Source organism: Actinophytocola sp. (genome assembly GCF_009379765.1).
Taxonomy (GTDB): domain Bacteria; phylum Actinomycetota; class Actinomycetes; order Mycobacteriales; family Pseudonocardiaceae; genus Actinophytocola.
The window spans coordinates 18,597-33,329 of record NZ_WHTD01000008.1 but is presented as its reverse complement, the minus strand read 5'-3'; the positions used below and the strand labels follow the sequence as shown (position 1 = coordinate 33,329).

Genomic DNA, 14,733 nt, shown 5'->3' with positions numbered 1-14,733 from the left:
GTGTCTCTCCTCTGTGGACTAGACAGTGGGCTGGACAGCGGGCTGGACAGTGGGCTGGACGGCTCTGGTCACCGCATGCGAGTAACCCCACGGCACGGCGACCTGGGAGGCCGGGCCCGCGCCGCCGGCCACCGCGACCAGCAGGCTCGACGAGTCCGGCATCACGGGAACCCGGTCGGCGGCGTCGAACCAGGCCGGCCAGATCGGGGCGAGCCCGCGACCGCGCAGGTCCTCGCGCGGGTTGCGGGCGGCGTCGAACAGGAACTCCTGGACGTCGCGCCGGGTCCAGCCGGCGGCGGCCAGCAGGCGGGCGTGCTCGGGGTTGAGCAGCAGGATCGTCTCGGCGGTGGCGACGTAGGCGGCGTTGGAGCCCAGCGTCGCCATCGAGCTCGCGAACGTGCCCAGCAGGCGCGCCGGGTCGGCGCTCTGCTGGTCGAGGATGTTGTGCGGGCCCTCGCACTTGAGGACCGTCACCGTGGTCGCGTCGGGGTGGCCGAGGGCGGCGTGCAGGCCGGGCCAGGGGCTCTCGTCGAGGTTCTCCGCGCAGCAGTAGGAGAACTCGGCCGGCGAGCCCTGCGCGGTGAGGTCGGCGCCGCCGGGGACCGCGCCGAGCAGGAACGAGTAGCCCAGCGCCACCGCCCGGCCGGTCGTCGCGTTGGCCTCGAAGCCGGGGCCGAGCGCGCCGCGGCCGGCCGCGAAGCCGTACTTCTCGTGGTCCGGACCGCTGACGAGCACGAAGGTGCCGCCCGGGTGGGTGGTGATCGCGGCCTGGAAGAGTCGGAACTCCGGCGCCGCCATGGCCTCGTACGCGGCGAACACGACCGGCGCCCACCGCGGGCCGCAGCCTGCGGCCACCGCGACCGCGGCGACCTCGCGCGCGGTCACCGGGGTGTCGCGGGGTGGGATGACCGGCCAGACCGGGGTTTGCGGTTCCTTCCCGGCTGCGGCGAGGAACTCCGCGACGCGCTCGGTCGTGGGGGCCACCAGCGGGAGGCCGTCGCCGAGGAGGCTGTCCCGCATGATCGCGGTGAACTCGGCCGACGGGTCGGCGGTGGTGAGCTCCAGCAGGCCGGTCGGCGCGGCCGGGGCGGGTGCCGCGATGGGCCGCGCCGCGAACCGGTCCCGCAGGGTGGCCGGCGCCGCGGTGAGGCCGTCGAGGATGTCTTCGAGCAGCTCCTTGGTCTCGGCCGCGACCTCGTCGTAGCTCGCCGACCGCAGTGCCGTCAGCGTGGTGACCGGCAGGCCGGGCGCCATCCGGGCCGCGGCGGCGAGCACCTGCCGGCCGCCGATCTCGGTGGTGACGACGGATGCGGGCACGCCCAGCCGCTCGAGCTCGGCGGCGACGATCGCGGTCGGCTGGCTCACGCCCCAGTCGCCCAGCGCGAAGACGACACCCGCCACGTCCTGGTCGCGGACCCAGCGGGCGACCTCGCGGAGCCGCTCGCCGGAGCCGCGCAACAGGTCGTCGCTGTGGTGCAGGACCTCCGTGCCGACCCCGGTGCCGTTGCCGAGCGCCGCCTCGACGACGTCGAAGATCGCGCGGTAGGGGCCGTAGTCCGGGGCGAGCTTGCCGTTGTCGAACAGCATGACGCGGCCGAGGTCGCGGCGGCGTGGTGCGAGTGCCGCCGGCGACGCGGGAGCGGGGATGCGGGGATCGATCGCCTGAGTCGCCACGTCGCGGGTTCCCTTCTTCGGATGCTCTAAAATATATTCTAGCCAGCGCGGAGCACAAGCGACATGGAGGTGCCGGGTGGGACCACTGAGCGGGCTGCGGATCGTGGAGCTGGCCGGCCGGGGACCGGGCCCGTTCGCCGGCATGATGCTGTCGGACCTGGGCGCGGAGGTCGTGCGGGTGGATCGCCCGGGTGGGGACCGGCACGTCCAGGCGCCGAACCCGCGGCTCGAGCTGGTGGTGCGTGGCCGCCGGTCGGTGCTGGTCGATCTCAAGCATCCGGCCGGCGCGGACGTGGTGCTGCGGCTGGCCGACCGGGCCGACGCCCTGTTCGAGGGGTTTCGCCCGGGGGTGGTCGAGCGGCTGGGTCTCGGCCCGGAGGTCTGCATGGCGCGCAACCCGCGGCTGGTGTACGGCCGGGCCACCGGGTGGGGCCAGGACGGTCCGCTCGCGCCGACCGCGGGTCACGACATCAACTACATCGCGCTCGCCGGCGCCCTAGACCCGATCGGGCGAGCGGGCGGGCCGCCGGTGATCCCGCTGAACCTGGTGGGCGACAACGCGGGCGGCATGCTGCTGGCGTTCGGGCTGGTGTGCGCGCTGCTGGAAGCGCGCTCGTCCGGCCGGGGCCAGGTGGTGGACGCGGCCATGGTGGACGCCGCGTCGCTGCTGATGACCCAGTTCCACGGCCGTCGCCGCAACGGCACCTGGCACGACGAGCGCGGGACCAACTACCTGGACTCGGGCGCCCCGTTCTACGACGTCTACGAGACCTCGGACGGGAAGTACGTGTCGATCGGCGCGATCGAGCCGAAGTTCCACCGCCAACTCTTCCGCCGGATCGGCCTGGACCCCGCCGGTCTGGCGGATCCCATCACCCACGCCGACTGGCCCTTGCTGCGCACCCGACTGGAGGCGTTGTTCCGCACCCGCACCCGCGAGGCGTGGTCCACGCTGCTGAGCGGGACGGACTCCTGCTTCGCGCCGGTGCTGAGCCTGGCCGAGGTGACCGAGCACCCGCACCACGTGGCCCGCGCGGCGTTCGTGGACGTCGGCGGGGTGCCACAGCCTGCCCCGGCGCCCCGGTTCAGCCGCACGCCCGGCGCGGTGGCCGGCCCACCCCCGGCCCCCGGCGACGACGCGGTCGAGGTGCTCGCCGACTGGGGCTTCTCGGCCGCGGAGATCGCCAGTCTCACCGATTCCGGCGCTTGTCCGCCTCCCCGGAATTGAAAGTGTTGGTTGCGTTCCAGCGGATGGTGCGGATCTGCGATGGTTGGTGGTTGGGTTGCGTCACGGTCCCCTGAGGTTGCGTTTGGTCGGTGCAAGGCTTTGCGCCCAAGCCACGTCGAACCCGTACGCGATGATCCATGGGACATGCGCTAGCGCAGTTCGGGGACCACTTCCTCGGCGATCAGCCGCAGCATCGTGTCCGCCTCCCGGCGGGGGCACGCGATCCGGAAGATCACCGTGGTCACCCCCACCGCGAGATACTCCCGCAGCCGGGCCACGCACTCTTCCGGCGTCCCCGCGACCAGGTACTTCGCCGCGAACGCGGAGAAGTCCTGCCGGTAGGTGCGGCCGACCCGGTCCGCGGCCATCTCCCGGGCCCGGTCGCCGTCCCGGTCCACCGTCGTGAACGCGAACAGCGCGGTCCGCCCCGCCCAGCCGGACTTGCCGTCCGCCCTGGCGTACCCGTCGATCGCCGCGCGACCCTCGGCCACCTGTTCCGGAGTGCGCAGGTACGGCAGCCACGCGTCGCCCCACCTGGCCGCGCGGCGCAGCGCCGCGGGCCGCCGCCCGGCGATCCAGAACGGGGTCCTGCGCTTCTGGCGCGGCGCGAGCGTCACGCCGGCGAACCGCGTGAAGCGACCGTCGAAGGACACGTCGGTGGAGGTCAGCAGGCGGTCGACGATCTCGAGCGCCTCGTCGGTCCGCGCGCCCCGCGACTCGACCGGCACCCCGGCCGCCTCGAACTCGAGCGGGAACTCGCCACCGATCCCGACCCCCAGGGTGAAGCGGCCGCCGCTCACGACGTCGAGGGACGCGGCGAGCTTCGCGGCCACGGTCGGCTGGTAGAGCGGCAGCAGCGTCACCGCGCTCACGAGCTTGATCCGCGACGTCACCCCGGCCGCGAACGCCAGCGAGACGAACGCGTTCGTGGTGGGCCCATGGAAGACGAGGTGCTCCCCGCACGCCAGGTAGTCGAACTCCGCGTCCTCGGCCAGCCGGGCGAACGCGGCCGGGTCGGCCCCGGACTGCAATGTCACGCCGAACTCCGTGGTCACGACGGCCTCCCAACGGAAACGGCTGCTAGAGTCCGTGACTATAGAATAGATTCAGGGTACGGAGGCGCCGGTGCGACGAGCGGCACTGCTGTTGATGGACTACCAAGTCGCGATCTGCGGCCCGGACGGGAAGCTCGGCACGGCCTCCGGGCTCAGCGCACACACCACCGACCGCAAGGTACTCCCGCGGGTGGCCGGTGTGCTCGCCGCGGTTCGCCGGCACGGGTTACCCGTGCTGCACGTCCGGGTCGCGTTCGACCCGGCCTACCTGCGGCGCACCAACCGCTCGGCCCGCTTCGGGGGTATGGAGAAGAACGGCCTGCTGCGCGCGGGCGACCCGGACACCGAGTTCGTCCCGGAGGCCGCCCCGGCCGACGGCGAGGCGGTGTTCGAGAAGGGCTGCGTCAACCCGTTCATCGGCACCGGGCTGGAGCAGCGGCTGACTACGCTCGGCGTCCGCGAGCTCTACCTCGGCGGCGTCGCCACCAACTTCGTCGTCGAGTCGGCCGCCCGGCACGCCGGCGACTCCGGCTACGCCGTGACGGTCCTCGAGGACCTGTGCGCGTCCTACAGCCAGGAGATGCACGAGTTCGCGATCACGCGCACACTGCCGACGTTCGCGGCCGTCGACTCGTCGGACACCCTCGTCGCCGCGCTCGGCGCCGGGGAACCCGGGAACGGAGGAGGACACTGATGGTGGACATCCTGATGCCCTACGCGGAGCAGGCGACCGGCCGGACCGGGCTCGCCGCGGCCCGCCTGGCCACCATGCGCGGCGCCACGGTCGGCATCGTCAACAACAGCTGGCGCTGCATGAACGTGATCGCCGACGAGCTCACCACGATGCTGCGGGCCGACTACGGTGTCGCGCGCATCGTCGAGCGGCAGATCTCGGCGGCCCAGACGCTGCCCGATGACGTGCTGGAGGCCATGGCCGTCGACTGCGACGCCGTCGTCGTCGGCATCGGCAATTGAGGCTCCTGCACATCGTGGTGTATCCACGATTCCGTTGAGTTCGAACGGCGCGGGGTGCCGACGGTGACGCTGTTCACCGAGGCCTTCGCCGGTCTCGCGGTGGCGGTCGCCACCGGGTCCGGGGCCACCGAGCTGCCACGCGTGGTGTTCCCTCACCCGCTCAACGACCGGCCCGAGCCGGACATCCGGGCGGCGCTGGGCGAACGGGGCGCCACGATAGTCGAGGGGCTGACATGCTGACGTCCACTGTGGCGGACCTACCGGACGACGTGGAGGTCGTCAGCGCGTGGCTGCACGAGCGCGGCCACACCGACGGCCTCCCGGTGGTGCCGCCCACGCGCGAGCGGGTGCTGCGGATGCTCACTGGCACCACCCGCGACCCGGCCTCCTCGCTGGGCCCGGTGCCGCCGACGAACGGCGCGGCCACGGTCGAGAAGCTCGCGGTGAACGCAGTCATGGCCGGCTGCCGGCCGGAGTACCTGCCGGTGGTGCTGACCACGTTCGAGCTGTTGCTGGAGCCGGGTTTCCAGCTGGCCGGCATGCAGCCGACGACCAACCCGCTCACGCCGATGCTCATCGTCAACGGCCCCATCCGGGCGCGGATAGGCCTGAACTGCTCGACCGGCGTGATGGGTCCCGGCTGGCAGGCCAACGCGACGATCGGCCGCGCGATCCGGCTGGCCCTGATCAACCTGGGCGGCGCCCGGCCGGGCGAGGTCGACAAGTGCACCCAGGGTTTCGTCGGCAAGTACACGCTGTGCGTTGGCGAGAACGAGGAGGACTCGCCGTGGGCGCCGCTGCACGTGGACCGCGGCTTCGCGGCGGACCAGGACGTGGTGACGGTCGTCGGAGTCAACGCTGCGATCAACATCCACGACTCCAGCGACGACTGGAAGGACGTGGTGAAGACGTTCTTCGGCAGCCTGCCGAGCCTCGGCACCCCCAACGTGGTCGACCCGAACGCGACCCCGGTGCTGGCGTTGAACCCGCTACACGCCCAAATCCTGCGCGACGGCGGATTCGACAAGGCCGGGCTCGCCCGGCATCTTGTGGAGAACACCACCCTGCCGGCTGACGCGCTGTCCAACCGCCGCGCCCACCTACGCCACGGCGAGGGCGAGGAGCACTACCTGGTGAACGGCCGCATCCCGATCGTCAACGACCCGGCGTCGCTGATGCTCGTGGTGACCGGCGGAATGAGCGGCGGCCACTCGTGCTTCCTGCCGGCCGGCCACTACGGCCAGGCCCGCTCGGCCGAGATCAAGCCCTGAGCGCCAGGCTTTCTGATATATGATATGTCTCGACCGGTGGCGTCGTGGCCACCGCCGCGAGAGGAGTGGTCACCATGCAGCAGGCCGTGGCGAAGGCTGTGGAGAAGGCACTGGACAACGTTCGGCCCGCGCTCGCCGCGGACGGGTTCGACCTGCGGATCGGCTCCATCGAGCCGGACAACTCGGTGCGGGTCGTGCTCGAGGCCAAGCCCGACGCGTGCATGGAGTGCCTCGTGCCCGACGAGATCCTGGTCGCCATCCTCGACAAGGCGATCCGCGACCAGGACCCCGGCGTCGGCCAGGTGCACGTCGACAAGGTCGGCTTCTAGTCCGCCGCTAGTCCGCCTCCCCGGATTTTAAAGTGTTGGTCGCGTCCAGCGGACGGTGCGGACATGCGGTGGTTGGTGGCTGGGGTGCCAGACCGCCTCCCCGGAGTTAAAAGTGTTGGTTGCGTCCCAGCGAGCGGTGCGGACATGCGGTGGTTGGTGGCTGGGTGCCGTCGCGGTCCCCTGAGCTTCCGTTGGTCGGCGCGAGGCCATGCCACAAGCCTGATCCATGGGACATTTCCTAGACGGCGAGCACCAGTTTTCCCGTGGTGCGCCGCTCGGTCAGCCGCCGGTGCGCGGCGTTGACCGCGCCCAGTGGCAGCACCTCGTCGACCAACACGCGCACCTGTCCGGCGCCGACCAGTTCCAGGCAGCCGACCAGCGCGTCGCGCACGTCGGCGGCGGGCATCGCGAGGCTCGCGTGCCCGTACAGCGTCACCGACTTGCGGTAGAGCGTCGCGTAGTCGACCTCGCCGCGGGCTCCCGCGCTCACGCCGAACACGGTGATCCGGCCGCCGTTCGCCACCGCCCGGACGGCCGCGCCGGTGAACGCGCCGCCGAGCCCGTCGAGCACCACGGTCGGCTCCAGCTCGCGGACCGCGTCGCGCAGCCCGGCCGCGTCGCACGCGACGACCCGATCGGCACCGAGATCCAGCCGCGAGGCGTCCTCCGGGTCGGTGGTCTGGGCCCACACCCGCGCCCCGGCCGAGCGCGCGAGCTGCACCGCCAGCGAGCCGACGCCACCACTGGCACCCAGCACGAGCACCCGGTCCGCGGCCGTCACCCCGCGCCCGACGAGCGCCCACGCGGTCACCCCGGCGAGCCCGATCCCGGCCGCCTGCACCGGATCCACCCCGTCCGGCAGCCGCACCACGCCCTTCGCCGGCACCGCGACCTGCTCGGCGTACGTGCCCGCCCGCCGCAGCCCGAGCCCCGCGCCGTAGACGACGACCGGCCCCGAGTCGGCCCGCCCCACGCCGTCGCAGCCCGGCACGAACGGCAGCTCGACGCGCCCGGCGCCGCCGTCCCGCAGCCGGATGTCGATCGGGTTGACCCCGGCGTGGGTCAGCCGGACGAGCACCTCGTCGGGACCCGGCGCGGGCGCCGGCACGTCGTCGATCCGCAGCGGTGACCCGAACTCGTGCAGCCGCGCCGCCTTCATGCCGACACCGCCTTCGCCCGCGCCAGCAGCCCGGCCACCCGGCCCGGCGAGGGTTCCGACGCCAACCCCCGCACCGCCGCGACCAGCTCCTCGACCACCGCGCCGTCCGCGGGGGTGACGCCCCACGCGGCGCAGTCCCACACCTTCGCCTCCACCGCGGCCCAGTCCATCGGGTTGCCCGGATGCCCGAGCGGATGCGCCGACCGCCTGCTGACCACCGCGCCGTCGCGCAGGTGGACGTCCACCGTGACCGGCATCGGGATCACCCGGCCCGCCGCCGCCTCGAACCCCGGGTCGAGCACCGGCTCGACGCGGTCGGCCAGGGCCAGCACCCGGGGGTCGCGGATGGCCGACTCGGTCAGGTCGGCCAGCGTCACGGTCCCCCGCACGGCCGCGATCGCGACGATGAACGGCAGGCTGAACTGCGCGTCCATCGACGACGTCGGCCGCCTGCGGCGCTCCAGCGGGTGCACGACCTCCTCCCAGCTCTCCTGGCTGTTGACGTGCACCACGATCCGGTCGACGTCCGCGGGCGCGACCCCCGCGGTGGCGGCGAGCGTCGCGCCGACCGTGTTGTGCGTGATCCGGCAGACCGGGTAGGGCTTGACGCTCGCGCCCGCCGACTCCCAGCGTTCCCCGAGCTCCGTCACGACGACGGACCGGTCGTAGGAGCCGCCGTGCCAGTAGCTGAGCCAGCCGTACTCCCCCTCCAGCACCTCGTGCGGCCCGGTGATCCCCAACGCGGCGAGGTCGGCGGACTGCACCGCGGTCTGCGCGGTCACTCCCTGCTGCACCTGGATGGCGAGCGCGGCCTCCTTGATCGCCTGCTGGTTGCCGGCGAGCGCGGTGTAGGCGTTGCCCAGCGCGTCGAGCGTGCGTGACTCGTCGAGCCCGCGCAGCAGGGCCGCCACGAGCGCGCCGCCGAGCGCACCGCACTGGTAGGTGAACGACCAGCCGCGCGGCCGGTGCCGCGGCCCGGCGACGTGGTACTCCGGCGCGAGCCCGAGCCGGCACATCACCTCCTGCGCGGCGACGAGCGCGGTGAGGAGGCGCGCGCCGTCGATCGACCGGTCCTGCTCGGCGAGCGCCAGCGCGATCGGCGCGGTGGCGACGGTCGGGTGCAGCAACGCCTTCTCGTGCACGTCGTCGAGCTCCAGCGCGCGGCTGATCGTGGCGTTGAGCAGCACCGCGTGCGGCACCGAGGTGCGCTCGGGGCAGCCGATGACGCTCGCGACCGGGCGGCCGCCCCAGTCGGCGACCGCGCGCAGCAGCTGCGGGACGCCGTCGGCCTGGGTGCCGGCGAGGCCGGCGGCGACCAGGTCGAGCAGCCGCCGCTGGGTGTCGTCGACGACCGCCTCCGGGATGTCGGCGATGGTCAGCCCGCCCGCCCAGCGGACGAGGTCGAGCATCGCGTCGCCGGTTCGGTCCTCGAGGACGTTCGGTGCCACCATGGGCTGCCGCCTTTCGTTCGCCGGTTTGCTATATCATATCCCGACATGGAGCTGCCGCCGCTGCCGCACACGGTGCAGGCCGACCCGTCCGAGGACGCCGCCACGGTCACCGGCTGGCTGACGTCGATCGGCGTCGGGGACGGCCACCCGGTGATCCCGCCGACGCCGGTGCGGGTGGAGTCGATGCTGGGCGCCTGGGACGACGTCGCGCTGGGCACGCTCGCCCCGCTGCGCCGCGAGGTCACCGTCGCGGACGTGGCGGTGTGCGCGGTGCTGGCCGGCTGCCGGCCGAGCGCGCTGCCGGTGCTGGTGGCCGCGGTCCGCGCGATCCAGGAGGAGCGGTTCAACCTGCTGGGTCTCACGACGACGACCGGCAGCGCCGCCGTCGCGGTCGCGCTGCACGGCGCGGCCGTCGAGGCGACCGGGGTCAACGCGGGCGCGAACTGCATGGGTCCGGGTGCCGCGGCGAACGCGACGATCGGGCGGGCGCTGGCGATGCTGGTGCGGGTGGTCGGCGCGGCGGTGCCGGGCGCGATCGACGTGGCGATCATGGGCCAGCCGGCGAAGTACGGCCTGTGCTTCGGTGAGCTGCCGGGGTCCGCGGGGTGGCCGGACCTGGGCACCGAGCGGGGCGGCGAGGTGACCGTGCTCGGCATCTCCGGGACGGTCGAGGTGGTCGACGCGGTCAGCCAGGACGTCGAGGACCTGCTCGACACGCTCGCCGCGGCGCTGCTGCTGCCGGTGGCCGCCGGGCCCACCGGGGACACGCTGGGCTCGGGCTAACCGGTGGTGGTCGTGCCGCCGGAGTGGGTGGGCCGGCTGCGCGACGCGGGCTGGACGAAGGACCGGGTGCGGGCGCGCCTGTGGGAGCGGGCCCGGGTGCCGCTCGACCGGCTGGCGCCCGGCATCGCCGGCAGGGTCGCGCCGCGGGCCGCCGAGGAGGGCGTGCTGCCGGCCGCCCTGGCGCCGGAGGACATCACGATCATGGTGGCCGGCGGTCCCGGCACGAAGGCGACGCTGCTGCCGACCTGGTCCTCGAGCCGCTCGGTCACCGTCCCGGCGAGCTGACCAGTCCGGGGAGGTCGGCGAGGGTCCGGGCGCCGAGCAAGGTCATCGTGCGGCGGATGTCGGCGAGCAGGCCGCCCAGGACCGCCGTCACACCCTCGCGCGCGCCCACCGCCAGCGCCCACAGGGCCAACCGTCCGATGAGGACCGCGTCGGCACCGAGGGCCACCGCGGTCAGCACGTCCGCGGCCCGCCGCACGCCGCCGTCGAGCAGGACCGCGGCCCGGCCGGCCACGGCGTCCACAACGGACTCCAGCACGTCGAGCGGGGCCACCGCCCGGCCCAGCTGGCGGCCGCCGTGGTTGGACACCACCACCCCGGCCGCGCCGTGCTCGACCGCCCGCACGGCGTCCTCGGGCCGCAGGACTCCCTTCACGACAACGGGAACGCCGGCCGTCTCGACGAGCCACGCGAGGTCGGCCCAGCCGATGTCCGGCCGGATCGTCGACACGTACCCGTGGTGCTCGGCGTCGATCGACGGGTACGGGTCGAAGTTGGCGTTGCGCCAGCCACCGCTGGTACGGGTCCGGTTGTCGCGGGGACGGTTGCCGACCACCGGCGCGTCGACGGTGAGCACGACGGCGCGGCAGCCCGCGTCGACCGCGCGCCGCACGAGGTCGGCGGTGACCGTGCGGTCGGCCAGGAGGTAGAGCTGGAACCAGCGGGCCGGCCCAGCGATCTCCTCGATCGGCACGCTCGACCCGGTGGCCAGCACGAAGCCGAGCCCCAGCTCGGCCGCGGCGCCGGAGGTCGCCAGCTCGCCGTCGGCGTGCACCAGCCGCTGCATCCCCATCGGGGCGACGAGGACCGGCGCGGCCAGCCGGGCACCGAGCACCTCGGCCGCCGGGTCGGGATCGTCGGCACCGGCAAGCACCCGCGGGTGCAGGGTCCGGCGCCGGAACGCGGCGAGGTTGCCGGCCAGCGCGACCTCGTCGTCCGCGCCACCGGCCACGAAGTCGCGCACCGCCGCGGGCAGCACCCGCGCCGCGGCCCGCTCCAGCTCCTCGGGCGTTCGCACCTCGACCTTCACAGCCATCTAATCTATCCTATATTTTCGTGGCCATCCCAGACGTGTACCGCGACACCCTCGTGATCGACAGCATGAACAACGCCGGGCTCACCGGCGACTACCTGCGAACCGTCCGCGACGCGGGCGTGACCGCCGCGATGGTGCCGGTGTCGATCACCGACCCGTTCACCGCGGCCGTCGAGAAGATCCTCGACCTGCGCGCGATGGTCGCGGCCAACGCCGACGCGGCCGTGATCGTCCGCACGGTCGCCGACATCCGCTCGGCCAAGGAGAACGGCAGGCTCGGGCTCATCCTGGCGCTGGAGGACTCCCGCCAGCTGGACAAGGACCTGCGCAAGGTCGAGCTCTTCCACGACCTCGGCGTCCGCCGGATGCAGCTCGTCTACACCACGCTCAACGACGCGGGCTGCGGTCCGGGCGACCGGGTCGACACCGGCCTGTCCCGGTTCGGCGTCGGACTCGTCGAGGAGCTGCAGGGCCGGGGGGTGCTGCTGGACCTGTGCCACGCGAGCCCGGAGACGCTGCGCGACGCGTGCGCGGTCGCCACCCGGCCGGCGATCTGGAGCCACACCAACGCCCGCGCCGTGTTCGACCACCCGAACAACCTCACCGACGAGCAGCTCGACCTGGTCGCCGCGAACGGCGGCGTGGTCGGCGTGTCCGGGATCCCCTTCTACGCGGGCGGTCCCGGCGTGCGGATCGACCACATGCTGGACCACGTCGACCACATCGTGGCGCGCATCGGCGTCGAGCACGTCGGCATCGGGCTCGCGATCTTCGAGAACCACCCGCGCGCGTTCTACGACCGCTTCGCGAGCCTGCCGCGGGAGATCTACGGCGACCCGCCCTGGTCCTGGCCTACCGGCATCGCCACGATCTCCGAGTTCCCCAACCTGGCCACGGCACTCGTCGGGCGCGGCTACGACACCGACGCGGTGCGGGCCATCCTCGGCGGCAACCACCTGCGCGTGCTCGAGGCGGCCTGGGCGTGAGCCGAATGACCAACGCAACCACTGTGCTTCGCGCGAATGCCGTCCACGCCGAGCGGAGCGAGGCAGGTGCCACAGCATGAGCAAACCAACCAACCCAACCACCTTGCTTCGCGCGAATGCCGTCCACGCCGAGCGGAGCAAGGCAGGTGTCACGGCGTGAGCCGACCGACCAAGCCAACCACCGTGCTTCGCGCGAATGCCGTCCACGCCGAGCGGAGCGAGGCAGGGTGTCACAGCATGAGCCCGCGGATCCTCGCCCTCGGCACCGGCTATGCCTGCCGGTTCGCCGCCGACGCCTTGCGGCAGGCCGGGTTCCCGGTCGATACCCGGGGCGAGGTCGCCGACTTCGACGTCTGCCTCACCGACGACCCCGCGCCGCTCACCGCCTTGCTCGGCGGCGACGAGCCGTGGCCGGCGGCACTGACAGGGCTCACCCTCGTCGAGCTCGGGTGGCCGGCCGCGCTGCCCGACGCCAACGCGCGGATCGCCGAGCTGTCCGGGATCGGCGCGGTGATCGGCGAGCCCGACGGACCAGGGCTGGCACCACCCGGCCGGATGCTCGAGGCGATCGCCGGACTGCAGGCCGCCACCGCCGCACTGGCCGGCTGGCTCGGGGCGCGCCGGGACGGCGTCGGCGAGCACGTCGTCGTCGACCCGGTCGCGTGTCTCGCCGGGATGTCCGGCGTGAACGCCATCCAGTTCCTCAACTACGGCCGGCCGTGGCGCCGGTCCGGGCCGAGCGCGTCGGGCTCCGGAGGGCCGTTCCCGTTCCGGATGTTCCGCTGCCGCGACGGCTGGGTCGTGGTGATCTGCCGGGCGCGCGTCGAGTGGGAGGCGTTCCTCGCGCTGCTCGGCGACCCGCCGTGGGCCGGGCGGCCGGAGCTCGCCGACCAGCTCGTGATCGCGGCCGAGCACGCCGACGAGGTGGCCGGGCTGATCACCGAGATCCTGCGCGAGCGCACGGTGGCCGACGTCGTCGCGGCCGGGCGGGAGTTCCGGGTGCCGATCGCTCCACTTCGGACGGCCGGCGAGGCGCTGGCCGACCCCGAGCTGCTCGCCGGCACCGACCCGGTACCGGCGGTCACCGCGCACCGGCCGGCGCCGCACCCGTGCTCGTGGACGCTGCGACCACGCGACCCGAGCCCCGGCGGTCCGCTCGCCGGGCTGCGGGTGCTCGACCTCGGCTGGGTGTGGGCCGCGCCGGTGGCGAGCGCCTGGCTCGCGGATCTCGGCGCGGACGTGGTGAAGGTCGAGAGCCTCGACCGGCTCGACGTGGGCCGGCGGCGCGGGGTCGACTTCCCGGCCGGGCTGCCGTCGGACCGGGCGACGCTGCCCGGCTACGAGCGGGCGTGGCTCTTCAACGCGGCCAACCGGAACAAGCGCGGAATCCGGCTGGAGCTCAAGGATCCCGCCGACCACGCGCTCTTCCTCGCGCTGGTGGCCGAGGCGGACGTGGTCGTCGAGAGCTTCGCGACCGGCGTGCTCGAACGGCTGGACCTCGCACCGGGGCGGCTGCTCGCGGCGAACCCCGCACTCGTCCTGCTGTCGATGGGCGGCCGGACGGTCGACGGGCAGTACCTCGCCCGCAGCTATGCGCCGATGCTCACCGCGCTGGCCGGTATCGAGGCCGCCGTGACCGACCGGACCGGCGCGCCGCTGGGCCTGCTGAACTGGGGCGTCGCCGACCCGAACGCCGGCGCCTGGGCCACCTTCGCCGTGGTCGCCGCGCTGGCCGCCGACCGAGGCGGCAGCCACCTGCTGCTGTCCCAGCTGCGCGCGCTGGTCAACACGTGCGCGAGCCACTACCGCGGGACCGACCCCGCGCAGGCCGAGCTGCCCGACGCCGAGGAGGTGACGCTCGCGCATCTCGCCGGCACCGCCCAGGGGCCCCTCGGCGACCTGTACCGGTCGGTGCTGGTCCGTGGCTGGTCACCCGAGTTCGGCGAGCGGCTGGCGTTCACGAGCCCATGGCGCTTCCGCCGCATGCCGGTCGGGGTGCGGTCCGCCGCGCCGCTGTTCGCCTCGACCCCGGTGGACCAGGTGCTGGCCGAATGGCACGAACCGGTCTCATCGGACACCCTGGCGCCCGCGGACATCGCGAAGTAACATCGCCGTCGCTAGAATATATTCTGTATCGCAGAGCCGCAGTCGAGACCATGCGAGGTCGCAGATGACCGAACCCCATTACGAGGTCCTCTGGCCGCTGGGGCGCCGCGGCGGCTTGCCGCCCGGCGACCTCGCCCGCAGGCCGGCCGACCTCACCGGCAAGCGGGTCGCCTTCGTCTGGGACCACGTGTTCAAGGGCGACCTCATGTTCGCCCGGTTCGAGCGGGCCGCCCGGGAGCGCTTCGACGGCATCGGGTTCGTCCCCCACGCCGAGTTCGGCAACATCCACGGGACGACCGCCGAGGAGCACGACGCGGTCGCCCGGCTGCCGGAGCGGCTGCGCCGGCACGGGATAGACGTGGCGGTCGTCGGTGTCGGGGCTTGAGGCTCCTGCACGC

The 14,733-nt window shown here is 73.5% G+C and carries 15 protein-coding genes; 10 read left to right on the top strand and 5 right to left on the bottom strand.

The window, feature by feature from the left end; translation table 11 throughout:
* Positions 1-18: 18 nt before the first annotated feature.
* The gene (locus tag GEV28_RS03875; RefSeq protein ID WP_291408646.1) at positions 19-1,674 is read right to left on the bottom strand and encodes a hypothetical protein; all 1,656 of its coding nucleotides are present in this window, start codon (positions 1,672-1,674) and stop codon (positions 19-21) included.
* A gap of 76 nt (positions 1,675-1,750) precedes the next feature.
* On the opposite strand from GEV28_RS03875, the gene GEV28_RS03870 reads away from it, so the two are divergent.
* Complete coding sequence (locus GEV28_RS03870; protein WP_291408645.1) at positions 1,751-2,902, top strand: CaiB/BaiF CoA-transferase family protein; 1,152 nt, start codon at positions 1,751-1,753, stop codon at positions 2,900-2,902.
* Positions 2,903-3,051: 149 nt separating this feature from the next.
* Here the strand turns inward: GEV28_RS03870 and GEV28_RS03865 are convergent, their stop codons facing one another.
* Positions 3,052-3,957 carry an LLM class flavin-dependent oxidoreductase gene (locus GEV28_RS03865; protein ID WP_291408643.1) on the bottom strand — a complete coding sequence of 302 codons (906 nt, stop codon included), beginning with the start codon at positions 3,955-3,957 and terminating at the stop codon, positions 3,052-3,054.
* Positions 3,958-4,027: 70 nt separating this feature from the next.
* Here GEV28_RS03865 and GEV28_RS03860 point away from each other — a divergent pair, with 70 nt between their 5' ends.
* The 4 genes from GEV28_RS03860 to GEV28_RS03845 all read left to right on the top strand — a co-directional run bounded on the left by GEV28_RS03860 (position 4,028) and on the right by GEV28_RS03845 (position 6,532).
* The gene (locus GEV28_RS03860; RefSeq protein WP_291408641.1) at positions 4,028-4,651 is read left to right on the top strand and encodes a cysteine hydrolase family protein; all 624 of its coding nucleotides are present in this window, start codon (positions 4,028-4,030) and stop codon (positions 4,649-4,651) included.
* Positions 4,651-5,172 (top strand): UGSC family (seleno)protein, encoded by a 522-nt coding sequence (locus tag GEV28_RS03855; RefSeq protein ID WP_291408639.1) that lies wholly within the window; start codon positions 4,651-4,653, stop codon positions 5,170-5,172. Before GEV28_RS03860 ends, GEV28_RS03855 begins: the two co-directional genes overlap by 1 nt.
* Complete coding sequence (locus GEV28_RS03850; protein ID WP_291408637.1) at positions 5,166-6,203, top strand: hypothetical protein; 1,038 nt, start codon at positions 5,166-5,168, stop codon at positions 6,201-6,203. Before GEV28_RS03855 ends, GEV28_RS03850 begins: the two co-directional genes overlap by 7 nt.
* 74 nt (positions 6,204-6,277) lie before the next feature.
* On the top strand, positions 6,278-6,532 hold the full coding sequence (locus GEV28_RS03845; protein WP_291408635.1) for a NifU family protein: 255 nt from the start codon (positions 6,278-6,280) through the stop codon (positions 6,530-6,532).
* A 238-nt stretch (positions 6,533-6,770) separates the two neighbouring features.
* On the opposite strand, the gene GEV28_RS03840 is transcribed toward GEV28_RS03845, so the two are convergent.
* Positions 6,771-7,691 carry a zinc-binding dehydrogenase gene (locus GEV28_RS03840; RefSeq protein ID WP_291408633.1) on the bottom strand — a complete coding sequence of 307 codons (921 nt, stop codon included), beginning with the start codon at positions 7,689-7,691 and terminating at the stop codon, positions 6,771-6,773.
* On the bottom strand, positions 7,688-9,142 hold the full coding sequence (locus tag GEV28_RS03835; protein WP_291408631.1) for an MmgE/PrpD family protein: 1,455 nt from the start codon (positions 9,140-9,142) through the stop codon (positions 7,688-7,690). The genes GEV28_RS03840 and GEV28_RS03835 overlap by 4 nt, the downstream gene beginning before the upstream one ends.
* A gap of 45 nt (positions 9,143-9,187) precedes the next feature.
* Between GEV28_RS03835 and GEV28_RS03830 the strand changes: the two genes are divergently transcribed.
* Together GEV28_RS03830 and GEV28_RS03825 are read left to right on the top strand one after the other, a co-directional pair.
* Complete coding sequence (locus tag GEV28_RS03830) at positions 9,188-9,925, top strand: hypothetical protein (protein WP_291408629.1); 738 nt, start codon at positions 9,188-9,190, stop codon at positions 9,923-9,925.
* A 12-nt stretch (positions 9,926-9,937) separates the two neighbouring features.
* Positions 9,938-10,210, top strand: a complete 273-nt coding sequence (locus GEV28_RS03825; RefSeq protein ID WP_291408627.1) for a hypothetical protein — start codon at positions 9,938-9,940, stop codon at positions 10,208-10,210.
* On the opposite strand, the gene GEV28_RS03820 is transcribed toward GEV28_RS03825, so the two are convergent.
* Positions 10,191-11,243, bottom strand: coding sequence for an alpha-hydroxy acid oxidase (locus tag GEV28_RS03820; RefSeq protein WP_291408625.1), 1,053 nt, complete (start codon positions 11,241-11,243; stop codon positions 10,191-10,193). The genes GEV28_RS03825 and GEV28_RS03820 overlap by 20 nt on opposite strands.
* Before the next feature lie 20 nt (positions 11,244-11,263).
* Between GEV28_RS03820 and GEV28_RS03815 the strand changes: the two genes are divergently transcribed.
* The 3 genes from GEV28_RS03815 (at position 11,264) to GEV28_RS03805 (ending at position 14,720) form a co-directional block, all read left to right on the top strand.
* A complete protein-coding gene (locus tag GEV28_RS03815) occupies positions 11,264-12,229 on the top strand; it encodes a membrane dipeptidase (protein WP_291408623.1) in 966 nt (321 codons plus the stop codon).
* A gap of 237 nt (positions 12,230-12,466) precedes the next feature.
* The gene (locus GEV28_RS03810; RefSeq protein ID WP_291408621.1) at positions 12,467-14,335 is read left to right on the top strand and encodes a CoA transferase; all 1,869 of its coding nucleotides are present in this window, start codon (positions 12,467-12,469) and stop codon (positions 14,333-14,335) included.
* Between the two features lie 64 nt (positions 14,336-14,399).
* The gene (locus GEV28_RS03805) at positions 14,400-14,720 is read left to right on the top strand and encodes a hypothetical protein (protein WP_291408619.1); all 321 of its coding nucleotides are present in this window, start codon (positions 14,400-14,402) and stop codon (positions 14,718-14,720) included.
* Positions 14,721-14,733: the final 13 nt, after the last annotated feature.